Source organism: Nonomuraea sp. NPDC052116 (assembly GCF_040680035.1).
In the GTDB taxonomy this organism is placed as follows: domain Bacteria; phylum Actinomycetota; class Actinomycetes; order Streptosporangiales; family Streptosporangiaceae; genus Nonomuraea; species Nonomuraea angiospora_A.
This window is the reverse complement of record NZ_JBFAWA010000065.1, coordinates 1-24,905: the sequence shown is the minus strand read 5'-3', so window position 1 is coordinate 24,905 and position 24,905 is coordinate 1. Positions and strand designations below refer to the sequence as shown.

The window sequence follows — 24,905 nt, the reverse complement described above, 5'->3', positions numbered from 1 at the left end:
ACGGACCACGAACCCGGAGAAGCACACTCATGAGCCAACAGACCCCGGCCCCGGCGGGCAGGACCTCGAAGCGGACGCTGACGGAGGTGGTCACCGGGCTGTTGCGGGACCGCATCCTCGGCGGGGAGTTCCCGCCAGGGACCCAGATGAACGAAGTCGAGCTCGCGGCGTACTTCGAGGTCTCGCGCGGCCCGTTGCGCGAGGCGATGCAGCGTCTGGTGCAAGAAGGCCTGCTGGTCAGCTACCCCCGCCAAGGGGTCTTCGTCCCCACCCTGACCACGGAGGACCTGGAGGACATCTTCGTCGCCCGCCAGGCGATCGAGCGGGAGGCACTGCGCCGGGTCACCGCCCGAGGGGTTTCCGCGGGCCTGGTCGCCGACCTCGAGGTGATCGTCGCGCGGATGAGGGACGCCGTCGGCCACGCGGACGAGAGCGCGCTGGCCGCCCTCGACCTCGCCTTCCATCGCCGGCTGGTCAGCGCCGCCGGCAGCACCCGGCTGGATCGGCTGTACGGCCTCATCGCCAACGAGATGCAGCTGTGCTTCCGGATGATCGTCGACAGCTACAGCGACCGTTCCAAGCTGTGGGCCGAGCACGAGCAGTTGCTGCACGTCATCGCCAGCGGCGACAGGTCCGCCGCCAAGGCGCTTCTGGACCGTCACTTCGCCGAGGCCGGCGAGCTCCAGCCGGGGGCATCGGACCAGCCGCCCAAGCAGCGCCTTCTCCCTCACTCGCATCGCCACCAGGATCCGTCGGCCTCTCATGAACACGCCGACGGCTACCGCCACGGCGACGACCAGGAAGCCCCACCGCATCCCCGGGAGCAGCCATGAGCGCGCGTCTGGAGGTCCGCGACCTCACCGTTCACGCCGGGCGGCCCGGACAGGCCCCACCCATCCTCGACCACGTCAGCCTGACCCTCGATCCCGGCGAGGTGCTGGCCGTGGTCGGCGAATCGGGGTCGGGCAAGAGCATGACCGCCCACTCGGTGCTGCGCATGCTGCCGGCCGGATTGCACATGCACGCCGAGGGCCTGCGGCTGGGCGATCTCGACCTGCTCGCCGCCTCCTCACGGGCGTTGGACGGCGTACGCGGCCGGCGGATCTCCATGCTCTACCAGCAGCCCAAGCGCATGCTCGACCCGACCGCGACGGTCGGCAGCCAGGTCGCCGAGCCGCTGCGCAGGCATCTCGGCATGGGCAGGCAGGCCGCCCGCCGCCGGGTCGTGGAGCTGCTCGCCGCGGTCGGGATCCCCGATCCCGACCGCCGCGCCGGTGAGCATCCACACCAGATGTCCGGCGGCATGGCCCAGCGCGTCATGATCGCCATGGCGCTGGCCGCCCACCCGGACGTCCTCATCGCCGACGAGCCCACCACCGCCCTCGACGTCACCGTCGAAGCGCAGATTCTCCGGCTGATCGCCGCCATGCAGGTCGAGACCGGAATGTCGGTCCTGTTCATCTCCCACGACGTGACCACCGTCGCCTCCATCGCCGACCGCATCGCCGTCATGTACGCGGGCCGCATCGTCGAGGACGGACCGGCCGCCGAGGTCATCACCGCCGCCGAGCACCCTTACACCCAGGCGTTGCTGCGCTGCTCCACCCTGCAGACCGACGACACCGGCCATCTGCACACCATCCCCGGCAACGCCACCGCGGCACGCGCCGTCAGTCACGGCTGCCGCTTCCGCCCGCGCTGCGACGTCGCGGCCAGCGACGGGGAACTGGGCTCCCACTGTGACACCGAGGAACCCGATCTCGCCGGCTGCGGCACCCGTCGCAACTCACGCTGCTGGGTCACCATCGACCCCCGACGACAGGTCCCGGCATGAACGACCCCGCGCAGAGCTCCCACATGAGCTCCGAGATCGCCGTCATCGACCATGTCACCAAGCACTATCCGTTGGCGCGGAACGGCTTCGGACGCCGGCCGCACGTGCACTCCGTCGACGACGTGTCCCTGACCATCCGCGAGGGGGAGGTACTGGGGCTGGTCGGCGAGTCCGGCTCGGGCAAGAGCACTCTGGCCCGGCTCCTGCTCGGCCTCGTACCGATCGACTCCGGACGGATCGAGGTCGATCGGCTGAGGGTCGGCAAGCTGCGCGGCGCCCAGCTCCGTCAGCTGCGCCGGTCGGCGCAGCTGGTCTTCCAGGACCCGCACTCCGCGCTGGACCCGCGCATGACGCTGCGGGAATCGATGCTCGCCCCCCTGCAGCAACACCGCATCGGCACGCCGCAGGAACGCCTGCTGCGGGTGACCACCGCGCTGGCGGAGGTCGGCCTGGACCACAGCTTCCTGGAGCGCCGGCCGGGCGACTGCTCCGGAGGGCAGCTGCAGCGGGTGGTCATCGCCAGAGCCCTCCTGCTGGAACCCAAGCTGCTCGTCTGCGACGAGCCCGTGTCGGCCCTGGACGCCTCGGTGCAGGCGACCATCCTGAACCTGCTGGTCGATCTGCGCCGGTCGCGCGGGCTGAGCATGCTGTTCATCTCCCACGACCTGAGGGTGGTGAAGTTCCTCGCCGACCGGGTGGCGGTTCTCTACCTCGGGCAGATCGTGGAGACGGCCACGCACGACGACATCTTCACGGGCGCCCTGCACCCCTACACCCTGGCGCTGCTGCACTCGGGTCAGGGACACCGCATCGACGCCGGTGAGCCGGACCAGCTGAAAGGCGAACCACCCAGCCCCGTCTCCCCGCCTCCCGGCTGCCGCTTCAACACCCGCTGTCCGCTGGCCACCGACCATTGCCGCACCGAGCAACCCGACCTCGTCGACAACGGAAACGGCCACTACGTCCGCTGTCACCGCTCCGCGGAGAGCCGGAGCCGGCTGGTCGTTGAGGAGATCCCCGCATGAGCCTGATGACCGGACAAACCGCCCCGTCCGCCGCCACCCGCTGGACTCCGCCCGGTAAGGCGTTCGCCGGCGGACACTGGCGGGAGACCGAACGGCACACCGCCGTCACCGACCCCGAGACCGGCGCCTTCCTCGGCGAGGTCGCCGACAGCACCGCCGCGGAAGTGCGCGCGGCCGTCGACGCGCTCGTGGACACCTTCCGGGCCGGCACCGCCGCCGACCGTGCCGACTGGCCGCTGTGGCAGCGCCGGGAGGCCCTGCACCGTGCCGCCGACCTGCTGAGGCGGCAAGCCGAACGGTTCACCGCCATCGTGGGCTCCGAGGGTTGCAAGACGATCAGGGATGCCCGCCGGGAGGTGGCCCGGGCGGCGGAGACCCTGCAGCTGTCCGCAGGTGCGGGACACGCCCTGCAGGGCGCCAGCGTGCCGTTCGAGGACACCTCCCGCGGCGCGGACCGGCTCGGGTGGAGCAGCAGGGAACCACTCGGGGTCGTCGCCGCCATCACCCCGTTCAACGACCCGCTGAACCTCGTGGCGCACAAGGTCGGCCCGGCACTGCTGTCCGGCAACGTCATCGCGGTCAAGCCGCACGAGGCGACGCCGCTGTCCGCGCTCGCCCTGGCCGAGCTGCTCCTCGAGGCGGGCGTTCCCGGCGACCGGATCGCCGTGCTGCCGGGCGGCCCGACCGCCGGGCGGGAGCTGGTGTCGCACCCCGGCGTCGACGTCGTCTCCTTCACCGGCGGGATCCGCACCGCCGACGAGGTGGCCCGCCTGGCCGGCGCCCGAACCCTGCTGATGGAGCTGGGCGGGTCCAACCCCGTCATCGTCGACCACGGCGTGGACCTGATGGCGGCCGCGCAGGCGATAGCCGAAGGGGCGTTCGGGTGCGCGGGACAGAACTGCCTGTCGGTGCAGCGCGTCTACGTGGTCGCCCGGCACTACGACGAGCTGCTCGGCCACCTGACCCATATGACCTCGCACCTGAGCGTCGGCAGCAAGCATGACGAGACGACCGACGTCGGGCCGCTGATCGACGAGGCGGCCGCGCGCCGCGTGGAGCGCCGGGTCGAGGAGGCCGTCGCCCGCGGCGCCGTCGTACGCGCGGGAGCGGTCCGTCAGGACGCCACGTACCAGCCGACCATCCTCACCGACCTCGCCCCCGACGACCCCATCGTCACCGACGAGATCTTCGGCCCCGTGGTCAGCGTGCTGCCCGTGGCCGATCTCGACGACGCCGTGAACCAGGCCAACCGCGCGGCCACCGGCCTGCAGGCCGGGGTCTTCACCCGCGACACCACCGCCGCCCTGCGCACGGCCCGCCGGCTGCGGGCCGGCGCCGTAATGATCAACGACACCTCCGACTTCCGCATCGACGCCATGCCGTTCGGCGGTTTCCACCGCAGCGGCATCGGCCGGGAAGGCGTCACCAGCGCCGTCGTGGCGATGACCGCACCCAAGGTCATCGCGGCCCGGCTGACCTCCATCAGCTGAGCTCCCTCACCGGCAACTCCTCATCCACTGCCCATCCGACCGGGACACCTGAGCGTCGACCGGTCATGCCGTGGTGCCCGATCCCTTGCTCTCCCCCCAACGACGTTCAGAAGGAACACCAGCATGGCACGCACCTGGAAAACCCTCGCCGGCATGTCGACAGCCCTCGTCGTGCTCGCCGGCTGCTCGTTCGACTCCGGCACTCCCGAGGCCACCGCGAGCGGCGGCGGCTCCAAACTGATCATCGCCGACCTGTGGGCGCCCGACTCCGGGTACGCCCTGGAGACTGACGACGCCTTCACCCTCACCCGCGCCGGCTGCCTGGAGACCCTGGTGGCCGTGGACAAGGACAACCACGCCCAGCCCGCCCTGGCGACGGAATGGAAGCAGACGGAGCCCAAGTCCTGGACGTTCACCATCCGTGACACCAAGTTCCAGAACGGCACCGCGCTCACCGCGAAGGTCGTCGCCGACGATCTCAACCGGCTGCTGAAGGCCACGGCGCCGCCGCGCAGCTTCGCCCCCAGCGTCATCTCCGCGGTCACGGCCGTCGACGACCGGACCGTACGGATCGACACGCCGGAGGAGGATCTGTTCCTGCCGCTGCGGGTCAGCGTCCCGAACACCGGGATCCTCGCCCCCGAGGCGTTCTCCGGCACCACCACGAACCCGGTCGGCACCTGCACCGGACCGTTCAAGATCACCAGCATCGGCACCGGCCAGTCGCTGTCGCTGGCCGCCAACGACGGCTACTGGGGCGGGGACGTCGCCCTCGGCAGCGCGGAGATCCGCTACGCCGAGAGCGGCGCCACCCGCGCCACGCAGCTGCGTGCCGGTGAGGTGTCGGTGGCCGCCAACCTCCCCGTCACCACCCTCACCACCCTGAAGGGCGACAACAACATCACCCTGCAGCAAACCGCGCTGCCCCGCACCACCGGCCTGTACCTCAACACCCGCAAGGCCCCTTTCGACAAGGTCGAGGCGCGCCGCGCGATCCAGAAGGCCATCGGGCTCGACGCCATCGTCAAGGCCGTCTACGAGGGCACCGCCACCGCGGCCGCCGGGCCGTTCACGCCTGACGAGCCGTGGACGCCGGCAGGGCTGCAGCCCGTGCAGGGGAACGCCGCCGACGCCAAGGCCGCCATGGCCGCCGCCGGCATCGACCCCGGCTCGCTCGGCTTCGAGCTCATCGCCTATTCCGACCGGCCCGAGTTCGCCGACCTCGCCCAGGTGATCCAGGCGCAGCTGGCCGAGGCCGGCATCACCGTGAAGATCCGCACCGGGGACTACGCCTCGGTCGAGGACGACCTCATGGGCGGCAATTTCCAGGCGACCCTGCTGTCCCGCAACCACCTCATCGACCTGCCCGAGCCCATCAGCGTTCTGCGCTCGGACGAAACCTGCAAGGGCAGCTTCAACCTCGCCGGTTACTGCAACCCGAAGGTCGACGAGCTCGTCAAGGAGGCCGGGAGCACGGCGGACCCGGCCAAGCGCCACGACCTCTACGGTCAGATCGCCACCCAGCTGGCCACCGACGTGGCCTTCGTCCCGCTCGTCCACGAGAGCCTCACCATGGGCGTCGCGGACACCGTCAAGGGCCTGCCGACCGACCCGCTGGAGCGGACCCTCCTCACGAAGGACACGAAGCTGTCGTGACCACGACCTCCCCGGAACACACCGGCCCCGGGACGGCACGGCGCTACGTCGTCGACGTCGTCCCGGGTGACGGGATCGGCACCGAGGTCGTCCCCGCCGCCGTGCGCTGCGTCGACCACCTGGCCGCGACCTTCGGGTTCACCGTCGAGTGGCGCGAGCGCGCGTGGGGGTGCGACCACCACCGGGCGCACGGGCGCATGATGCCCGTCGACGGCCTCGAGCAGCTCGCCTCCGCCGACGCCATCCTGCTGGGCGCCGTCGGCGCGCCGGACATCCCCGACGACGTCACCCTGTGGGGGCTGCTCATCCCCATCCGCCGGGAGTTCGTCCAGTACGTCAACCTCCGGCCGGTCCGTTCGCTGCCCGGAATCCGCTCGCCGTTGCGCTCGGACGCCCCGATCGACCTGGTCGTCGTACGCGAGAACGTCGAAGGCGAATACAGCGAGGTCGGCGGCCGGGTCAACCGCGGCCGGCCCGGCGAGTTCGCCGTCCAGGAGGCGGTGTTCACCCGCGCCGGCATCGAACGGATCGCGCGCTTCGCCTCCGACCTGGCCCTGCGGCGTTCGGGCCGGCTGATCTCGGCGACGAAGTCGAACGGCATCATCCACACGATGCCGTTCTGGGACGAGGTCGTGGCCGAGGTGGCCGACGGCAGCGGGGTGCGGCTGGAGAAGGTCCTCATCGACGCGCTGGCCGCACGCCTCGTACTGCGGCCGGAGAGCGTCGACGTCATCGTCGCCTCCAACCTGTTCGGCGACATCCTCTCCGACCTCGCCGGCGCCCTGGCCGGGTCGATCGGGGTCGCGCCCAGCGCCAACCTCGACCCGACCAAGACGTACCCGTCGATGTTCGAGCCGGTGCACGGATCGGCGCCCGACATCGCCGGCATGGGCATCGCCAATCCGGTCGGCACCCTCTGGGCGGCGGCCATGATGCTGGATCATCTCGGCGAATCCGACGCCGCGGCCGGTCTCGTGTCCGCCTTCGAGCACGTCCTCCGTGCGGGGACCGCCACCCCCGATCTCGGCGGCACGGCGAGCACCGAGCAGTTCACGACCGCCGTCGTCCACGCCCTCGCCGCTGGAACATCGTGAGCACGCGCCGGCGATCCGGGGCCCGGCCGGATCCGCTGGACGCGACCGCCGTCCGGCGTCAGCTGCACCGGCGGCCCGAGGTCGGCTTCCTCGAGATCGAGACCGCGGATCTAGCCTGGAGCCTCCTGTCCGACCTGGGCTGGCGGCTGCGCGGCGGCGGCGACCTCGTCGACGTGCACGACCACCCCGGACTGCCGGGCCGCGACGAGCTCGACGCCGCCGCCCGGCGGGCCGCCGCGCAGGGCGTGCCGGCGGAGTCGGTGCACCGTTTCCGTGACGGGAGCACCGCCTTCGTCGCGGAGCTGCACGGCGCTCGCCCGGGTCCGCTGGTCGGCCTGCGGGTGGACATGGACGCCCTGCCGATCCAGGAGAGCCGCTCCGGCGGCCACCACCCCGAGGCCGGGGGTTTCGGCTCGGACATCGACGGCGCGATGCACGCCTGCGGGCACGACGGGCACGTGGCCATCGCGCTGCGGGCCGCGGCCCTGCTGTCCGACGGGCAGTTCGCCGGCACCGTACGGCTGCTGTTCCAGCCCGCCGAGGAGGGCGTCCGCGGCGCCGCTCCCATGCTGGCCGCCGGGCTGGTCGACGAGGTGGACGTCCTGCTGGCCGTCCACCTCGGCTTCGGCACCCCGGACGGATGCGTCGCGGCCGCGACCGAGCTGTACGGGACCTCGAAACTGCGGGCGGAGTTCACCGGGATCGCCTCCCACGCCAGCGGGGCGCCCGAACAGGGCCGCAGCGCCCTGCTGGCGGCGGCGTCCGCCGTTCTGGGCCTGCACGCTCTGCCCCGCTACGCGACGGCGACGACCCGCGTCAACGTCGGGACGCTGCACGCGCCCGGCGCGGCGAACATCGTCAGCGCCCTTGCCGTCCTCGGCGCGGAGGTCCGGGCCGACGCCGCCGCCGAGCACGACGACCTGGAGCGGCGCGCCCGCGACGTCCTCCACGGCGCGGCCGCCATGCACGGGGTCACCGTGGACATCGCCAGAACCGGCTGGGCGACCAGCGCGACCACCGACGTCGCGATCCTCAGCAGGATCGAGACCCTCGCCCCGAGCCACGGCCTGCGGCTTCTGCCGCCGCGTCCCCTGCGCGCGAGCGATGACGCGACGCTGTTCATGCGGCGCGTCCAGGAACGCGGCGGGCTCGCCGGATACCTGCTCGTGGGCGCGGGAACGTACGGACCGCATCATTCGCCGACCTTCGACCTGGACGAGGCCGCGCTGGCCCCGGCCGCCAACCTCCTGGCCGCGCTCATCCGATCCTGGTGACGTCGCCCGGGCATGGCGACCGCCCGTCAGCGGGCGGTCGCCGTCCGGCCTTCAGCTCTGAGAGGCCGGCCGGACCTCGAAGGCCGTCTCGGGGTCGAGCGTGCCGCGGATCAGCAGCACGTCGGGCCCGTAGGCGTTGGACACCGCCACGACGCCCTCCCCGTTGCGGATCCGCGGGTCGTCGGGCAGGTCGCCGTACTGGAACACCATGCGGCCGTCGGGGTGGAGCACCGCCTCGAAGGTGAGGCGCAGGCCGGTGCCCTTGAGCAGGACGCCGCGCCACTCGACGACGAACGCGCCGTTCACCGTCGCGGTGCGCACCGAGGACTGGTCGTCGTAGTCCAGGTTGTCGGTGTACGGCGCGGCCCAGGACCACTCGCCGGTCAGCGCGTCGTAGAAGAGCAGCATGCCGAGACCGGTGACGCCCACGCTGGTGAAGGTGTCGCCGGAGAGCGGGAAGGAGAAGGGCAGCGGCACCATCTCGCTGGTGGTCGCGTTGACGTTGCGCACCTCGGTGCCCTCGACCCACGCGCGTGGCTTGCGCGTGCAGGCGAAGCCGGAGTCGTCGACGGGCATGCCCTGGGTCAGGTCGACGACGAGGTCGCCGGTGACCGTCAGCCGTTTCTGGACGATCACCTCGCAGGCCCGGGCGAACACCTGGATCCACTGGGTGCCGCCGTGGACGCCGGTCAGCCGGTAGGCGCCGGTCTCGTCCGTGGTCGCGGCCGCGATGTTGCGGTCCATGACGGCCACGCTCACCCCGGGGAGGGGTTTGCCCGAGCTGTCCCTGATGACGCCGGAGATGTCGCTGCTGCTGGGATACAGGGTGATGTCGAGGTCGATGACCTGCCCCTCTTCGCCGAGCGTGACCTTGGAGGAGTAGTACTCCCAGTCGGCGGCGGCGATCGACACCGTGTACTCGCCCGGCAGGGGGAACAGGCGGTACGCGCCGGTGGCGTCGGTGACGGCCTGCTCCATGAGCGTCGAGTCGTTCGGCATCGCGTAGCCGACCTCGATGCCCTTGAGAGGCGTGCCGGCGGGGTCGCGCACCACGCCCTGGACGACGCCCGCGCCGTAGAAGCGGATGCCCATGCCCGAGCGCAGCACGGGCACGTTGCTGGAGTACTCGAAGCCGAGCGTCCCCGTGCTGTTCTCGATGCCGATCGTGGCCGAGGAGCCGCGTGGCATCAGGCCGCTCGACAGCGATTTGTACTGGATGAGGATCTGCCCGTTCTCGTGCAGTTCCGCGGAGAAGGTGAGGCGCGCCGTGGGCTGGGAGACCAGGGTGACGTTGCGCCACTCGACGAGGTAGCGCCGGTTGGGCGCGGCACCGAGGGTGGCGGTGAGCACCTGCGCCGAGGAGTCCACGACGAGGTCGTCCCAGAAGGCGTAGATCGCGGAGTTGGGCAGGCCGCCGCTCGGGATCGCGCTGTTGATGGACAGAGTGCTGAGCCGCTGGAAGTTGATGAAGCCGTTGGTGGAGATCCACGCCTTGGTGTACGGCTTGCCGTACAGCGGGAAGGAGAAGGGCAGGGTGACCGCGACGCCCGCGTCGTCACCCGTCAGCGCCAGCGGGGTGGTGCCCGACTCCCAGGTGAGCGTCGGGATGACGTCGCACTTGTTGTTGAAGGCGTCCTTGCGCAGCGGGGTGTCGATCTGGAGGACCTCGTCGGAGTCGACCACGAGCGTCACCGTGGTGGAGGCGCCGCACCGGGCTCCCTGCACGTTCACCCGCCAGGTGCCGACGGGGACGCCGAGCATGGCGAAGGCGCCGTCCGACTCGGTGGTGACGGGGGCGTAGGGGGTGCCCTCGATGCTGACCACCGCGCCGGGCAGCGGCTCGCCGCCGGACTGCCGGACCTCTCCGTAGACGTCGTAACGCGGGACCGTGGCCAGGGACAGGTTACGGGTGGCGGTGGCGCCGGCGACCACGGTGGCGGTGCCGGTGGCGGGCGCGAAGCCGAAGGCCCAGGCGGTGACCTCGTAGGAGCCGGGAGGCAGCGGGATGCTGAAGGTCCCGTCGGCGCCGCCGGTCAGGGTCCGCTTGACGCCGGAGGCGGTCAGGGTCACGGTCGGCTTCGGCACGGCCGCGCCGGTGGCGTCGCGGACGGTTCCGGCGAGCGTGCCGGTCTGGCCGCGCGGCGCGAAGGTGACGGCGGCGAAGGCGTCCAGCCGTCCCTGCCCCCACACCCGGTTGTTCGCGCTGTCGCCGCCGCAGCTGTAGTCGGTCACGTCCACGGCGGTCTCGTCCAGCGCCCGCCTGGTGGCGGCGATGTCGCCGCGCAGGGTCGGCGCGGCGGACCACAGCAGCGCCACCGCTCCCGCCACGTGGGGCGTGGCCATGGACGTGCCGCTGTAAGCCGAGTAGCCGCTGCCCGGCACGGACGAGCGGATCGCCACGCCGGGCGCGGCGATGTTGGGCTTGATCGCCGTACCTTCCGGGTCGCCGCGGCTGGAGAAGTCGGCGATCTTCCCGTCGGACTGGTAGGCGCCGACGGCGTAGGTGTTGGCGTAGTCGCCGGGCGAGTGCGCGGTGGCGCACTCGGGGCCGGCGTTGCCCGCGGCGAAGAGCGGGAAGATGCCCGACGCCACCCAGGAGTTCACGATCTCCTGGTAGAAGGGGTCGCCCGCGTCACCGCCCCACGAGTTGCTCACCAGGTGCGGCGCGAGGTCGGGGCGCGGATTGTTGCCTTCCAGGTCGGTGGGCGCCAGCATCCACTGGCCCGCCTCCAGCAGGAAGACGTCGCTGCACCTGCTCGTCTCGCAGCCCTTGGCGCTGATCCAGGTGGCGCCGGGCGCCACGCCGATCCCGCCCGCGCCGACGATGGTGCCCATGGTGTGGGTGCCGTGCCCGTTGTTGTCGCACGGCGTCGCCGAGGGGACGCCGCAGACCAGCGTGGGGTCGAACCAGTTGTAGTTGTGGTCGTAGCTCCCGTCGGCCTTGCGCCCGCGGTACTGCCCGGCCAGGGCGGGGTGGTCGTACTGTACGCCGGAGTCGATCGTGGCGACGACGATGCCCTCGCCCTTGGCTCCGAAGCCGGACCAGACGCGCGGGGCGCCGACAGAGTCCACGCCCCACTCCACGCCCGCGACCTGGGCCGCGGCCTTGGCCGCGCGCTCGGGCTCCGGCAGCGAGACGCTGCCGGCCGGCCGTACCCGGGCCACGTCGGGCCGCTCGGCCAGCCGCTTGACCAGGCCGGCGTCGGCGCCGCGCACCAGCACGGCGTTGACCAGCCAGTACGGCGTGAAGATCGCCTTGGAGTCCTGGAGGAAGGAGCGCAGGCCGCGCTGGCTGCGCTCGGCGGTCGAGCGCAGCGTGCGGAACCCGTGCTCGGCCTTGGCGGCATGCCCGCGTAGCGACTTCCCGCCGGACAGGTCCGCCTTCTCCTTGAGCATCACGAACACGTCGGTGGTGTCGTGCTCGGCGAGCTTGGCGGCGACCGCGCGGTCGAGCCGGTCGGGCAGGGGGTCGTTCGCGGCGGCGGCCGGTACGGCTGAGCCCAGCAACAACGCGGGCACCAGCCAGAGGGCCGTCAGGAGGCGGCGGCGCATGTGTTTCCTTAGTCGAAGAGTGATTCGAGGTAGGCGTACGCCTCGTTGACCGACATGCCGACCATCGACTGGATGTTGGCGTACTCGAGTTCCGAGCGGGCCAGAGCCGTCCAGGTGCCGTCGCTGCCCGCGTCGATGTCAGCCTCGAGGTAGGCGTCGACCAGCGCGTTGATCTCGTCGATCTGCCCCTGCGTGACGGTCGTCAGGTCGCCCTGCGGCGTGTTGACCGTGCGGAAGGCCGGTTCCATGCTCTGCATGAGGTGGGCGGTCTGCCTGCGGAGCGTGTCGCTGGTGGTGAGGAGTTCCATGGCGCGGCTGTTGGCCCGGGCGTACAGCTGCGCGTAGTGCATGACGGCGCCGGACTCGGCGTTCTCGAAGATGTCGCGGACGCGCAGCAGGCTGGCCACCGTCGCGTCGGTGCCGGCGCCGCCGGGGTCCAGCGCCTCCAGGCCGACGCCGGTCAGCGACTCGTCGGCGAAGCACATGCACTCCTGGCGCGGCGACTCGTAGTTGCCGTCGATCCCGACCGCGCCGAAGGCACGCCAGGCCTCCAGCATCTCGGGCGAGTTCTTGCCGTACAGGTCCGAGGCCGCCTGGATGGCGCCGGCGCGTGTGTCGGAGAAGCGCGAGCGCGGGCCGAGCTGGGTGGTGAGGTCGCGGTAGGCGATCTCCTGGGTCTTCTCGATGCCGATGCGGGTGGCCAGGATGTACCAGGCGTGGCTGGGGATCAGGCTGTTGAAGTGGACCCAGCCGCCGTCGGCGCAGCCCAGCCAGTACTTGCTGTAGTGGTCGGGGTGCGGCTTGCCGTCATAGCTGAGCGCGCTGGGGTTGGCCAGGTCGCGGATGACGCCGAGCGAGCTGCCCTCGCCCGCCTTCCAGTTGGTGCTGCCCTTGACCTTGTACTCGGTGAAGGCCGCGAAGACGTCGGAGAAGCTCTCGTGGAGCGAGCCGCCCTGGAAGAAGGAGAACAGGCCGGCGCTGGAGTGGGTGACGCCGTGCTGCCACTCGTGGGAGACGATGGTGAGCGTGGCGGTGCCCTCGCCGAACATGGTCTCGCCGGTCAGCGGGTCGAAGAAGGCGTTCTTGACCGGCTGGTGGTTGCGGTCGTTGGAGTAGCGGGCGTAGGAGTTCATCCTGGCGCCCTCGCCGTCCCAGCTGTCGCGGCCGAAGGTGCTCGACAGGTAGTCGTAGAAGCGGCCGCTGTGGTCGTAGACGGCGTTGACGTCGGGCTCGGACACCGGGCCCTCGCCCTCGGTCCTGGCCGGGCCGCCGCTGGGGCGCGGGTTGTTGTTCAGGTCCCAGACGCTGCGGTTCTTGTACTCCAGGTGGCCGGGCTCGAACTTGACGATCCGCCCGGTGCTGAGCGCGTCGACGTAGAAGACCGTCGAACGGCCGTCGTCGGCGGCCATCGGCACCCGCCAGACCAGCGTGGCCGCCACCGGCTTGCCGGGGTCCGGCTCGTCGGGCAGCAGCAGGAGCTCGGGCGCCGCGCCCGCCTTCGCGCCCGGCATGGCCCGGCCGGCGGCGGTCACGGCGGATCCGGCGTCGAGGGTCGGCTTGGTGCCGGTGGGGGCCAGGTCGGGGATGAAGTTGTTGGTCAGGCTGAGCACGGTCTTGCCCTTGGCGTCGCGGTGGACGCCGACCCGCGCGCCGTACACCGGCACGCCGTCGACCTGCTGCTGGAACCAGTCGTGCTTGAGTCCCAGCGGGTCCTTGGGCCTGGCGGGCAGCTCCGTGAGCTGGGCGACGGGGTCCTTGGACGCGAGGAGCCCGGCGTTGGCGCGCAGCCAGCTCTTGACGTCCTTGCCGGCGGGGCTCTGCAGGCTCAGCATCGTGGGCACGCCCAGCCAGGGGTCCTTGGCCATGGTGACACCGGTGTCGGCGGCGATCTTCGCTCCGTCGGAGGCGTTGGAGACCCCCACCTTGGCGAGCGCCTCGGTCACGCCCGGACGGAAGTAGCCGACCGGGGCGGGCTCGGGCGGGCCCGCGGCCGCCATGGTCACCGGCAGCTCGGTCCTGGCCTTGGCCGGAGGGGCGGCGACCGCGGAACCGGAGACGGAGAGCTGCGCGAGCAGCAGGACGGCCGCGCCGGCGGCCACGACCTTCACGCGGCGCGCCGCCTGGCCGGCCAGCCCCACGGCGAAGCACCAGGCCAGGGCCAGCACGAACGCGATCGGCCAGGGTGTGCTGACGGCCGCGAGCTCGCCGGGCGCCACCAGGGCGGTGACCGTGGCCGTGGTGGTGATCACGGCGGCGTACCCGGCCGAGACGGCGAGCAGCCGGGCCCTGCCCCGGGTGAGCAGGCCGGCCGTCAGCCCGGCCGCCACGGGCCCGAGCGCGAGCAGCACCATCGGCGAGCCCTGGAGCAGGAAGCGCAGCGGCCAGATCCGGCCGCCGGAGGAGAGCGTGGCCGACCACCAGTCCACCGGTCCGCCCGTGGCGGCGGCCGCCGCGGTGGTGACCCCGTTCACGCTCCTGGCCAGGAAGCTCCCGACCAGTCCTTCCGCGCCGCTCACGAGCAGCGCCAGCATCCCCCAGGTCACCGCGACGCAGGCCGCGGCTGCGAGCCCACCCGCCCATAAGGCACGGAAAACGTTTTTGGCCAAGCGCATGGCATGCTCCACACAGGTGCGGGGGGTAACGGGAAGGGTGCAGACCGCCAGCACACAGGCATGCGTCGACCAGTGCTCACGGGGGCTGTAGGGAGGCCAGGGGATTGATCACCTGGAGTATTGAGCCTCCGTCATGTTCCGTCAATATCCATTTTTCGGACTTGACCGCGTACGTGTTGATGTATACGTTTTCTCCGCTTTGATCTTGGTGTCGCTGGTCCCGGCCCGCCGTGACACGAACGCCCGGAGCGAAGTCCGTTCTCACGGCCCGACCCAGCCTGGAGCAGCCGATGCGCCGCAGGTTCTTATTGGTCATGCTCGCCGTCGCGATGGCAGGGACCGGAATGACCGCCCCCGCCCCCGCCCTCGCCGATCCCGTCAGCCCCTCCCCCGCCCCGTCCCCCGCCTCGTCCAGCGCCCCGTCGACCGGCGCACCCTCCTCGGAGCGCCACACGATCTCCGTCGGCAGGCCCACCGACCGCAAGACCGCCCGCGAGCGCGCCGCCAAGGCGCGCGAGGCCCGGAAGACCCGCTCCGCCGACGTCACCACGCTGGACGTCGACGCGGGCAGCGTGACCCCGGTGGGCACCGGCGCCGACGGCGCCAGGGCGCTGGCCGGCGCCCTGGTCGGCGACAGCAGCCTGGTCACGGCCTCCTACGTCACCACCCCGCCCGCCACCGGGACCAACGGCCTGGGCACCGGCATCGGCGGCCTCTCCGGCACCGGCGCCCTGCTGACCACGGGCGACGCCACCCTCGCGCCGCAGGCCAACCAGTTCCACTCCGACGGGCGCGACTCGGGCGGCGGCAAGGTCCGCGGCGACAGCGCCTACGACGTCACCGTGCTCCGGGTCGACCTGGACGTCCCGTCCTGGGCCAAGTGCATGACCTTCGAGGTCAAGTACTTCAGCGAGGAGTTCCCCGAGTTCGTCAGGTCCGCCTACAACGACGGCTTCGTCGCCGAGTTGGACCGCACCACCTGGACCACCAACGAGTCGACCATCCTGGCGCCGGACAACTTCGCCTTCGACCCCTCCGGCAACGTCATCTCCACCAACACGACCGGCCTGCTGGCGATGACCGCCTCGGCCTCGGCCGGGACGACGTACGACGGGGCCACGCCGCTGATGAAGGCCTCAACCCCCATCACCGGCGGGTCGCACAAGCTCTACCTGTCGATCTTCGACCAGCACGACGCGGTCTACGACTCGGCCGCGCTGGTGCGCAAGCTCACCTACACCCAGGACGAGCCGGCCGAGTGCGGCACCGGCGCCAAGCCCGTCACCAAGCCGGTGATCTTCGTGCCGGGCATCATGGGGTCCAAGCTGAGGGACGCGAGCACCGAGTACTGGCCGGGCACCCTGACCAAGCTGCTCAGCCTGAGCGACTCGCACCTCGACAACATCATGCTGAACGACGACGGGGAGACCGACGCCAAGGGCAACGGCGTCTACGCCCCCGAGGTCATCATGAAGATCCTCAACATCAAGTCCATCTACGCGGGCACCGTCAGCCACCTGCAGAACGCCGGGTACGTGCTGGGCGACATCGAGAACCCGCAGCCGGGCGAGAACCTCTTCCTCAACCCCGTGGACTGGCGCAAGTCGTCGGACCACAACGCGGACCAGCTGCTGGACCGGATCGAGTCGGTCCTGCAGGCCACCGGCGCCGACCGGGTCAACATCATCGCCCACTCCCAGGGCGGGCTGGTGACGCTGGCCGCCACGCGCATGCAGCGCTCCGTCGGCAAGATCAACCGGATCTCCACCATCGCCACGCCGTACCTGGGCGCCGCGAAGGCGCTGGGCGTCATGCACTACAAGACGCCCTGCGTGATCGACCTGACCGCCGGCCGCTGCCTGCTCAACAGGAACCAGGCCGCGAAGATCACCAAGAACTTCCCCGGCTTCCTGGAGCTCCTGCCTTCCGACAACTACCACACCGTGGTCGAGCCGCCGGTCAACCGCGTACCGGGCGGCCCGCTCACCCCCGACCAGGTGCGCGACATGCTCAGCGACAAGAACCTGGCGCTGATCGACAAGGCCCGCGCCTGGCACCGGGCGTCCGACGCCTGGAACCCCGCCGAATCCAGGGTCGGCCTGACCCGCCTGGTGGGCACCGGCGTGACCACCCCGGTGAGCTTCGACGAGTTCCCCGAGGCGCACTGCAACGAGAAGAAGGGCTGGTGGGACGGCTGCGTCAACGGCACCGGCGTCATGATCAACTGGAGTGACCTCGGTGACGGCACCGTGCCGCTCGGCTCGGCCCGGCTCACCGCGGGGCTGCGCGGCAACTCCGTGGTCCAGCCCGCCTACTCCGGTATCGGCCATGTCGAACTGCCCAACGAGTCGCAGGTCGTCTACGACGCCGTCAACGCCATCCAGGGCGAAGGACCCGCCACGGCCGCCCTCGCGGCACAGCAGGACGACAGCGTCCAGGCGGCCGCCGCCGGCGGGCTCACGGGCACCGAAGTGGAGATCAGAGGCCCGGTCAACCTGCTGCTCACCGACGCGGGCGGGCTGCGCACCGGGTTCACCGACCCGGCGACCGAGGTCGAGCTGGAGGACATCCCCGGCAGCTCCTACGCCGCGGGCGTCGGCCCGTACAAGCGCATCTCCGCCTTCCTCCGCCAGGGCAGGGCCGCGGCCACGATCACCTCGACGGACTTCGGCTACGTCTACCTCCGGCTGCGCACGTACGAGAACGGCGTCATCACCTCGACCATCCCGTACGAGCCCATCCTCATCGGGCCGAACGACCACATCACCCTCAACGGCGGCGGCGTCACGGTCCCCGCGACCCGGGTCTCCGTCACGCCGTGCGACTCGGGCTGCCCGGCCCAGGACCCGCTGCCCACGGTGACGGGTTCGGCGGCGGACGACGAGACCCCGCCCGACACCGACGTCACGCTCGGGTACGACGAGTACGACGGCAGGAAGCGGGTGCACGTCGACGCCTCCGCGACCGACGCCGGCGGGTCGGGCGTGGGGCGGATCGAGTGGGCCATCGTGTCCAGCGATCCGGACGACACCCCGCAGTACTCCACGTACGGCCTGCCGTTCTACTGGATGAAGCCCACCGGTTCCACCGGGACCTGGACGCTCCACCTGCGGAGCATCGACAAGGCGGGCAACATCGACGGCTCGTACGTGAAGATCCCGCTCAACCTCTGACCGGGACCCCACGGGGACGCTGACCCGGCCCGCGGCGACGGTCCCGGGTCAGCGTCCGCGCATCCGGCCCGGCGCGTCCCGGGTCGGCGTTCGCGGGTTGCTGTCAGGCCGCGCGGGAGGACACCAGCTCGCACAGAGCCTCCAGGACCTGCTTGGCCGGGCAGTCACGGAGCCGCCCGGCGGCCGAGCGCGCCTCGGCCGCGTACCTGGCCGCCTCCGACCCGGCGGCGGCCAGACCCGCCGACGAGCGCAACAGCTCCAGCGCCTCGGCGTGCAGCTCGGCGTCCTGGAGCGGGCCGGCGGCCAGGAGCTCGCCGAGCCGCCCGCCCTCGCGCAGCGCCAGCAGGGCGGGCAGGGTCAGCACGCCGGCGCGCAGGTCGGTCCCCGCCGCCTTGCCCGCCCTGTCCGCGCCGGAGACGATGTCGATCAGGTCGTCGGACAGCTGGAAGGCCACGCCGAGCGCTTCGCCGTACTCCCCCAGCGCCGCGACCGTGCCGGCGTCGGCGCCCGCGCAGATGCCGCCCAGCCGTACGGACAGCGCGATGAGGGAGGCGGACTTGTCGCGTACCACCTCCAGGTGGTGGGCGACGGGATCCTGGCCGGGACGCGGGCCCGCCACCTCCCTGATCTGCCCCATCACCAGCCGCTCGAACGCCTCCGCCTGAGCGCGGCGCGCCTGCTCGTCCAGGCCCAGGCTGAGCGTGGCGGCGCGGGCGACCAGGTGGTCGCCGGCCAGAATCGCGATCTTGTTGTTCCAGCGGGTGTGCGCGCTGGGCACCCCGTGGCGCAGCGGCGCCTCGTCCATTACGTCGTCGTGGTACAGCGAGGCGGCATGGACGAGCTCGACGACCGCGGCCGCGTCCAGCACCGAGTCGCGCTCCGGGTCGCCGAACTGGGCGCCCAGCAGCACCAGGAGTGGGCGCCACCGCTTGCCGCCCGCGCCCAGGAGGTAGCCGGCGGTCTGGCTCACCAGGGGGTCGGGCGATTCCACGGCTGCCACGTGCAGCCTGGCCTCCACTTCGGCCATGCTCTTGCGCAGATGTTCCGCCAGGTCAGGGTCGGTTAACTTCAGCTGCTCGATAGCCGACATATCCGCCTTCTCCGTGATATTTCATGATCCGGCAGACTCTAACCCTGAGATCCGCGCCACGGGGAGATGTCGTAGTCGGCGTCGAGCTCCGTCCTGCCGAACCGCTACACGTTCCCGAACAACGCGAACATGAAGGAGCCGGTGGAGCCGAGCAGCAGACAGACCGCGCCAAGGGCCGCGCCCACCGCAACCGCGAAGATCCGCGTGTCACGAGGCCGCCCTGCCGTGACGGCTCCCCCGACGGCGCCGGACCGGCGGCCGCGCTGATCAAGGGGGGACGTCACTGCGCCGATGATCGCATGTCATCGCGCCCTTCACGGGATCATGGACAGCCTCAGGCGAGAAAATTAGGGTGGAGATCGCTGGCCGACACATGGCTGACCCGGGGACCGGTGATATGCGGATTTTTCGGCAGATCTGGCCGGCCGTTCCCAGCCCGGACACCGTACGCGCACTCGCCGCCGAGATCGCAGCCCGGGACGGCCATGGCCGCTGACCGGCTCATGGGCGGCAACGACCAGGCCGTGGTGCGGATCGGCGCCACGGTGCGGCGGCCGGTGCGCGCGTGGTCGGCGTCGGTTCACGAGCTCCTGCGGCACCTGGAGCGCAAGGGGTTCGGCGGCGCTCCCCGCGTCCTGGGCGTGGACGCGGAGGGCCGGGAGATCCTCACCTACCTGGCGGGCGAGATCGCCGGCGCGCCACCGTGGCCCGCGTGGGCGTGGAGCGAGGACGCGCTGGTCCAGGTGGCCCGCTGGCTGCGCGACTATCACGAGGCCGTGGCCGACTACGTGCCCGCTCCCACGGCTCGCTGGCGGCTCGGCGGGTCCTGGACCCCGGGAACGATCATCGCGCACAACGACGCCGGGCCGTTCAACGCCGCGTGGCACGAGGGCAGGCTGACCGGCTTCTTCGACTGGGACTTCGCCGGGCCGGTCACACCGGACTCGGACGTGGCGTGGGTGGCCATCGCCTGGGTGCCGCTGTACGCCCGGCGCGCGGCGACGGCCGACGGATTCCGCGACGACGCCGCCCGGCCGGAGCGGCTGCGCCTGTTCCTCGAGGAGTACGGCTGGCGCGGCGGCCCCGAGGAGATCGTCCGCGAGGCGCAGGCGCGCCTGCGCGTGCGGGCCGGCCAGATACGCAGATATGGCCGCGGCCCCGACGAGCTTTACGTCCAGCTGTACGAAGGCGGCGTCGCCGACGACCTCGACCAGGCGATTCAGGAGTTGTCCGAGTTTCCCTTGTAAAAAACTCTGTCATGGAGAGAATGCAGTGAAGGAATCCGTCCGGACGTAAGGTGGGGCCATGCGAAGACGTCCTGTCATGGTGAAGCTCGAAGAGACGAGCATGCGCGTCGGCGCCGTCACCGCTTCGAATTCCGCCGGCAACTGACAAGCGTGCGGGTGAGGTGTTTTCACCTCACCCGCACTCGGAGGAACACGTGACGGATTGGCGCCCCCGCCTGCGGGAAAGCGTGATCGTCCAGACCGAGGGCGACGAACTGCTCTTCCTCTGCACGGCGGACAGAACGGTGAAGAGATTCGCCGCCGACGCCTTTGTGAAACGGGTGATAACACTTCTGGACGGCACTCGCACATATGCCGAGATCGAGCGGTCCGTCGGCGACTCGCAGCCGCTCGGCGAGGTGCTGCAAATCCTCACGGAAGAGCGGCTGCTGAGCCGGGTCGGCCACCTCGAGGGGTCGTTCGCGCGGCTCGGCGACGATCGCGCCCAATTCTACGACCGCCAATTGCGGCTGCTCCAGGATTTCTGCGACCAGGGCCTCACCGACCTTTCCAGCGGCGTGCAGTTGCAGGAGCGTGTCGACCGCTCGACCGCGGTGGTGTGCGGGGTCGGCGGGCTCGGCGGCTGGGTCGCGCTCTCCCTGGCGAACGCGGGCGTCGGCACCATCCGCCTGTGCGACTTCGACCGGGTCGAGCCGTCGAACCTGACCCGGCAGACCCTGTTCTGCGTCGCCGACGTGGGAGCGCCCAAGGTCGAGGCGGCCGCGGCCAGGCTGCGGGCCGCCAATCCCTTCGTCACGGTCGAGACGTTCGACCGGCGCGTCACCTCCGCCGCCGACCTCGCCGACCTGGTGGACGGCGCGCACATCGTGATCAACGCGATCGACCTGCCCACGCCCAACGACACCTCCACCTGGGTCAGCGAGGCCTGCTGGCCGGACGTGCCGCACATCCTGGGCACCGGGTACGCGTACCACATCGGGGTGCTCGGCACGACGGTCCTGCCCGGGGAGACCGCGTGCTGGACCTGCGTCCGCGCCGAGACCTTCGCCGACCACGGGCGCGGCCGGATGGAGTCGCTGGTCGGCAAGAGGCAGAAGGCAGGCGCCATCGGGGCGCTGTGCGGGCTGGTCGGCACGATTCTGGCCTGGGAGGCGATCCGGGTCCTGACGGGGTTGCCCCCGGCGCTGAGCGGACGGTGGAGCGAGGTGGACTTCTGGCCGCTGGAGATCCGCTCACGGCCCATCCCGAGGCGGCCCGACTGTCTCACTTGCGGAAAAGGATCTCCATACGAGCGACCGGACGGCCCCGACCACCCCTGACGGAACCGAGATCAAGCGCTACCGCCCGGAGGACGGCTTCGAGTTCCGCAACGCGATGATCGTCGGCGAGCCTCGGACACCTGCCCCGAGGATGCTGCGACGTCGGGATTCGGGCTCTGCCGGTTGAGGCCGGCGCATGTGCCGCCGAACCGGACGGTGGCGTCCGGCCCCGTAGGAGCGCCGGTGGAGGTGCCAGGGCCGATTTCCGGTCAATCCTGGTGGGACGTAAAGTTGGCCGTGTGGAGATGCTGCACTTGCGGTATTTCATTGCCGTCGCAGAGGAGCTGAACTTCTCCGCCGCGGCTCGCAAGCTGCACATGGCGGCTTCTCCCTTGAGTCAGCGAATCAAGGATCTTGAGCACGAACTCGGGTACCGGTTGTTCGACCGCAGCACCCACCACGTCACACTCACGCCCGCCGGCAATGCGCTCCTTCCGATAGCGCGCGACGCGCTGGATCGGGTCAACTCCATCGAGTGGCGGCTGCGTGAGGCGATGCGCCCACAGCGCAGCACCGTACTCTTCGGCATGCCTTCAGGTGTCCACCCGGACCTGCGCGAACGTGTCGATATCCTCACCGGGCGGGTCACGGAGCGGTTCGACCTCAAACGTTGGCCCGGCACCGCCTCGACCCTCATCGCCGCCGTGCGCGACGGCCGCCTGGCGCTGACGCTGGCGCGGCTTCCGGTCAGCGAGCCGGGGCTGGATCAACTGCTGGTGATGTCGGAGCGGCTCGGCGCGGTCGTGCCGGCGGACCGGTTCGCCGGACGCGACTCGGTCGCTCTGGCCGAACTCACCGACCTGCCCTATGCCGGTTTCCCCGCGGAAATGACTCCCGCCTATTTCAAGCAGCTCGACGGCCAGCTGTCCGAGCTCGGTCTCAAGGAACGGATAAAATTGACCGGCCGGAGCTACGACGGGCTGACCGAGATCATATCCGGCGGGCTGGCGTTCTCGATTGCCATGCTGGACGACAAGAGCCCGATACACCAGTACGGCATGGAGAATGTGGCCGTCCTCCCGTTCGCGGACTTCCACCCCCGGCTTGACACGGGGCTGCTCTGGCGTCGCGATCGCGCCCACGGCGGCGACCTCGAAGAACTCGTCGAGGTGGCCCGCGAGATCTTCGCCGAGCCCCTCAGCAGGTGACCGGTCCGGGACCAGGGACAAACAAATCGCGCCGAAGCGGTATGACCATTGCCGTCATACCGCTTTTCGCATTTTGCACATTCCGTTTTTCCTCCGTCGCGACTAGCTTCGACAGCGGCTGAAATGAGGTGCCGAGACAGCGGCACGTAGAGTCCGGAGGAAAATCGATGGCGAATATCACCGACACCATGGCAGCACGCCTCGACTTCGTCACCCGCATCGACGGCTCAGCGCCCCGATGACCCCGCAGGACCGGTTCCGTTCGGCCGGAGCGGGGCACAGGACTTCATCCCTTGGTCCGCGCTTGCGGACCTGCGACGCCACGAAGGCGGCTTGGAGGTCGGACGCATGGCACAGGTGACACAGCGACCGTCGGCGGACCTGTCCGTCGGGGACTCCCCGAAAGGTGAGTCCTCCCCAGGGGAGCGTGTCCGTCGACGGACCGTTCTGGCAGGCGGGCTGGAGGTTCCGATCCTTGAGGCCGGGAGCGGGCCGCTCATCCTCTGCCTCCATGGATTTCCCGACCATGCCGCCAGCTGGGTTGGGCTTCTCGACCGCCTTGCACGGGACGGGTATCGGGCGGCCGCTCCCGCGCAGCGCGGATACTGGCCAGGCGGCGCGGCGCCCGACGGCTCCTATCGCGCGTCGGCGACCGGGCAGGACGTCCTGGACCTCATCGAAGCGCTCGGGCACGAGCGAGCGGATCTCATCGGTCACGACCTCGGTGCTCGGGCGGCGTACGCGGCAGCCAACCTCGACGCGGCACGCGTCCGCAAACTTGTCGGTATGGCGGTCCCCCATGGCCCTCGACTGCGAACCGCCTGGCTCGCCGACGGTGACCAGCAGCGACGCAGCTGGTACATGTTCTTCTTCCAGACAGCCCTGGCGGAGCCGGCCATCGAGCTCAACGACTTCGCCTTCATCGACCGGCTCTGGCGAGAATGGTCACCCGGCTACGAGCTGCCGGATGCGGAGCGTTCCGCGCTCAAGGAAACCCTCCGCGGTCCCGGAGTCCTGACCGAAATCCTGGGCTACTACCGCCAGTTGTTCTCGCCCCCCGCGGACGAGGCGACGCAAGCCCTGGAAGCGCGGGCAAGCGGTCCCATCACCGTCCCGTCGCTCTACCTCCACGGGGCCGACGACAACTGCATCTCCGTGGATTTGAGCGACGGCATGGACACCCTGTTCAAGAACGGCTTCGAACGCATCGTCGTACCCCGTGCAGGCCACTTCCTCCACCTTGAGCAGCCCGAGACGGTGGCCGACCACATTCTGGGCTTCCTGAACAGCTGACCCAACCCCCGAACAGACGAGAGGACAAGTCGATGCCAGAACGCGATCCCATTCTGATCACAGGTGCTGGAGGCGAAGTGGGCTCTGTGAGCAGAGTGATGGTCCAGATGCTGCTTGCGCAGGGCAGGCGAGTGCGCGCGTTCGTGCGGCGCGACGACGAACGCGCGCACGCACTCCGCCGGGCGGGGGCCGAGGTGATTGTCGGTGATCTCCTCAACGTCGCTCAGGTGACCGCCGCGCTGAAGGGCTGCCGGCGCGTCTACTTCAGCATGAGCCTGTCGCCGTACTACACCGACGCCGTCACGCTGATGGCCGCGGCGGCGCGGGCCCAGGGCGGAATAGAGGTCTTCGTCAACATCTCCGAGTACGAACAGTCCTACATGACGTTCGAGAAGATGACCGCGTCGGACGAAGAGCGGCGTGCCTGGCTCGGCGGGCTCGTCACGGACTGGTCACCTCAGCAGCGGGCCCACTGGATCTCCGAGCAGGTGCTGGACTGGTCCGGCCTCCCGACTGTCAACGTACGGGCGACCATCTTCGTCGAGAATCCCATCCTGACCATGCTGGCGCTGGAACCGCTGCGCCACGGAGAACTGCGCCTGCCTTTCGGCCCTCAGCGGGTCGCGCCCATCGCCGGCCACGACGTGGCGGAGCTGTGCGTGAAAATCCTGGTCGACCCGGCGCCGCACATCTCGAGGTCCTACGCGCTCACCGGACCGGAACTGCAGGACATGCACGGGTTCGCGGAGGACTACGGCGCCGCGCTGGGACGCCAGGTGGCCTACGTTTCCGAGAACGTCGAAACGTGGAACGAGACCTACGTGGACGGGGCCCTGGCCGGGAACCCGCATGCAGCCGAGCACTTGAAGACCCTGACCAGGCTGGTCGCCGGCGGCCGTTACGACGTCGTCAGCGATGAGTTGGCAACCCTGCTCGGGCGCCGGCCGAAGGACGTGCGGTGGGCGCTGCAGAACAATCAGCGCATCCAGCGACTGAAGGCTAACCTGCGGCTTTCACGGCGAATTTGAGCCGACCTGATCGTTCACATAAGAAAAGTGCCCTTGAGCTGGGATGATCGGACTTGTCTAAGGCCCCGTC

Annotated in this window: 17 protein-coding genes; 13 read left to right on the top strand and 4 right to left on the bottom strand. The window is 70.6% G+C overall.

Annotated elements, in window-relative coordinates:
- Window positions 1–29: 29 nt before the first annotated feature.
- From AB0L65_RS60235 to AB0L65_RS60205, 7 genes are all read left to right on the top strand, one after another.
- Entirely contained in the window at window positions 30–833 is an 804-nt protein-coding gene (locus AB0L65_RS60235) for a GntR family transcriptional regulator (protein ID WP_364266214.1), read from the top strand.
- A complete protein-coding gene (locus AB0L65_RS60230) occupies window positions 830–1,834 on the top strand; it encodes an ABC transporter ATP-binding protein (protein ID WP_364266211.1) in 1,005 nt (334 codons plus the stop codon). The genes AB0L65_RS60235 and AB0L65_RS60230 overlap by 4 nt, the downstream gene beginning before the upstream one ends.
- Entirely contained in the window at window positions 1,831–2,859 is a 1,029-nt protein-coding gene (locus tag AB0L65_RS60225) for an ABC transporter ATP-binding protein (RefSeq protein ID WP_364266208.1), read from the top strand. Before AB0L65_RS60230 ends, AB0L65_RS60225 begins: the two co-directional genes overlap by 4 nt.
- The gene (locus tag AB0L65_RS60220; RefSeq protein ID WP_364266205.1) at window positions 2,856–4,349 is read left to right on the top strand and encodes an aldehyde dehydrogenase family protein; all 1,494 of its coding nucleotides are present in this window, start codon (window positions 2,856–2,858) and stop codon (window positions 4,347–4,349) included. Before AB0L65_RS60225 ends, AB0L65_RS60220 begins: the two co-directional genes overlap by 4 nt.
- A gap of 123 nt (window positions 4,350–4,472) precedes the next feature.
- The gene (locus tag AB0L65_RS60215; RefSeq protein ID WP_364266202.1) at window positions 4,473–6,005 is read left to right on the top strand and encodes an ABC transporter substrate-binding protein; all 1,533 of its coding nucleotides are present in this window, start codon (window positions 4,473–4,475) and stop codon (window positions 6,003–6,005) included.
- Complete coding sequence (locus AB0L65_RS60210; protein ID WP_364266199.1) at window positions 6,002–7,099, top strand: tartrate dehydrogenase; 1,098 nt, start codon at window positions 6,002–6,004, stop codon at window positions 7,097–7,099. Before AB0L65_RS60215 ends, AB0L65_RS60210 begins: the two co-directional genes overlap by 4 nt.
- Window positions 7,096–8,373 carry an amidohydrolase gene (locus AB0L65_RS60205; protein WP_364266196.1) on the top strand — a complete coding sequence of 426 codons (1,278 nt, stop codon included), beginning with the start codon at window positions 7,096–7,098 and terminating at the stop codon, window positions 8,371–8,373. The genes AB0L65_RS60210 and AB0L65_RS60205 overlap by 4 nt, the downstream gene beginning before the upstream one ends.
- A gap of 51 nt (window positions 8,374–8,424) precedes the next feature.
- Here the strand turns inward: AB0L65_RS60205 and AB0L65_RS60200 are convergent, their stop codons facing one another.
- Both AB0L65_RS60200 and AB0L65_RS60195 read right to left on the bottom strand, forming a co-directional pair.
- On the bottom strand, window positions 8,425–11,925 hold the full coding sequence (locus AB0L65_RS60200; protein ID WP_364266194.1) for a carboxypeptidase regulatory-like domain-containing protein: 3,501 nt from the start codon (window positions 11,923–11,925) through the stop codon (window positions 8,425–8,427).
- Window positions 11,926–11,933: 8 nt separating this feature from the next.
- Window positions 11,934–14,537 (bottom strand): M4 family metallopeptidase, encoded by a 2,604-nt coding sequence (locus tag AB0L65_RS60195; RefSeq protein WP_364266191.1) that lies wholly within the window; start codon window positions 14,535–14,537, stop codon window positions 11,934–11,936.
- A gap of 290 nt (window positions 14,538–14,827) precedes the next feature.
- Between AB0L65_RS60195 and AB0L65_RS60190 the strand changes: the two genes are divergently transcribed.
- Window positions 14,828–17,710, top strand: a complete 2,883-nt coding sequence (locus tag AB0L65_RS60190) for a choice-of-anchor L domain-containing protein (protein WP_364266188.1) — start codon at window positions 14,828–14,830, stop codon at window positions 17,708–17,710.
- 103 nt (window positions 17,711–17,813) lie between these two features.
- Here the strand turns inward: AB0L65_RS60190 and AB0L65_RS60185 are convergent, their stop codons facing one another.
- Entirely contained in the window at window positions 17,814–18,800 is a 987-nt protein-coding gene (locus AB0L65_RS60185; protein ID WP_364266185.1) for a polyprenyl synthetase family protein, read from the bottom strand.
- A 104-nt stretch (window positions 18,801–18,904) separates the two neighbouring features.
- Entirely contained in the window at window positions 18,905–19,084 is a 180-nt protein-coding gene (locus tag AB0L65_RS60180) for a hypothetical protein (RefSeq protein WP_364266182.1), read from the bottom strand.
- Window positions 19,085–19,285: 201 nt separating this feature from the next.
- On the opposite strand from AB0L65_RS60180, the gene AB0L65_RS60175 reads away from it, so the two are divergent.
- From AB0L65_RS60175 to AB0L65_RS60155, 5 genes are all read left to right on the top strand, one after another.
- Window positions 19,286–20,047, top strand: coding sequence for a phosphotransferase (locus AB0L65_RS60175; protein ID WP_364266179.1), 762 nt, complete (start codon window positions 19,286–19,288; stop codon window positions 20,045–20,047).
- Between the two features lie 194 nt (window positions 20,048–20,241).
- Window positions 20,242–21,366: a ThiF family adenylyltransferase gene (locus AB0L65_RS60170; protein ID WP_364266176.1), complete on the top strand. Its 1,125-nt coding sequence runs from the start codon at window positions 20,242–20,244 to the stop codon at window positions 21,364–21,366.
- Between the two features lie 245 nt (window positions 21,367–21,611).
- Window positions 21,612–22,514 (top strand): LysR family transcriptional regulator, encoded by a 903-nt coding sequence (locus tag AB0L65_RS60165; protein ID WP_364266260.1) that lies wholly within the window; start codon window positions 21,612–21,614, stop codon window positions 22,512–22,514.
- Between the two features lie 348 nt (window positions 22,515–22,862).
- A complete protein-coding gene (locus AB0L65_RS60160; protein WP_364266173.1) occupies window positions 22,863–23,807 on the top strand; it encodes an alpha/beta hydrolase in 945 nt (314 codons plus the stop codon).
- A 32-nt stretch (window positions 23,808–23,839) separates the two neighbouring features.
- Window positions 23,840–24,835: an NAD(P)H-binding protein gene (locus AB0L65_RS60155; RefSeq protein WP_364266166.1), complete on the top strand. Its 996-nt coding sequence runs from the start codon at window positions 23,840–23,842 to the stop codon at window positions 24,833–24,835.
- Window positions 24,836–24,905: the final 70 nt, after the last annotated feature.

Coding starts and splice junctions, on each gene's coding strand:
- AB0L65_RS60165 (WP_364266260.1), top strand. CDS start 21,612: ATGCTGCACTTGCGGTATTTCATTGCCGTCGCAGAGGAGCTGAACTTC.
- AB0L65_RS60160 (WP_364266173.1), top strand. CDS start 22,863: ATGGCACAGGTGACACAGCGACCGTCGGCGGACCTGTCCGTCGGGGAC.
- AB0L65_RS60220 (WP_364266205.1), top strand. CDS start 2,856: ATGAGCCTGATGACCGGACAAACCGCCCCGTCCGCCGCCACCCGCTGG.
- AB0L65_RS60235 (WP_364266214.1), top strand. CDS start 30: ATGAGCCAACAGACCCCGGCCCCGGCGGGCAGGACCTCGAAGCGGACG.
- AB0L65_RS60195 (WP_364266191.1), bottom strand. CDS start 14,537: ATGCGCTTGGCCAAAAACGTTTTCCGTGCCTTATGGGCGGGTGGGCTC.
- AB0L65_RS60215 (WP_364266202.1), top strand. CDS start 4,473: ATGGCACGCACCTGGAAAACCCTCGCCGGCATGTCGACAGCCCTCGTC.
- AB0L65_RS60185 (WP_364266185.1), bottom strand. CDS start 18,800: ATGTCGGCTATCGAGCAGCTGAAGTTAACCGACCCTGACCTGGCGGAA.
- AB0L65_RS60225 (WP_364266208.1), top strand. CDS start 1,831: ATGAACGACCCCGCGCAGAGCTCCCACATGAGCTCCGAGATCGCCGTC.
- AB0L65_RS60230 (WP_364266211.1), top strand. CDS start 830: ATGAGCGCGCGTCTGGAGGTCCGCGACCTCACCGTTCACGCCGGGCGG.
- AB0L65_RS60175 (WP_364266179.1), top strand. CDS start 19,286: ATGGCCGCTGACCGGCTCATGGGCGGCAACGACCAGGCCGTGGTGCGG.
- AB0L65_RS60200 (WP_364266194.1), bottom strand. CDS start 11,925: ATGCGCCGCCGCCTCCTGACGGCCCTCTGGCTGGTGCCCGCGTTGTTG.
- AB0L65_RS60155 (WP_364266166.1), top strand. CDS start 23,840: ATGCCAGAACGCGATCCCATTCTGATCACAGGTGCTGGAGGCGAAGTG.
- AB0L65_RS60190 (WP_364266188.1), top strand. CDS start 14,828: ATGCGCCGCAGGTTCTTATTGGTCATGCTCGCCGTCGCGATGGCAGGG.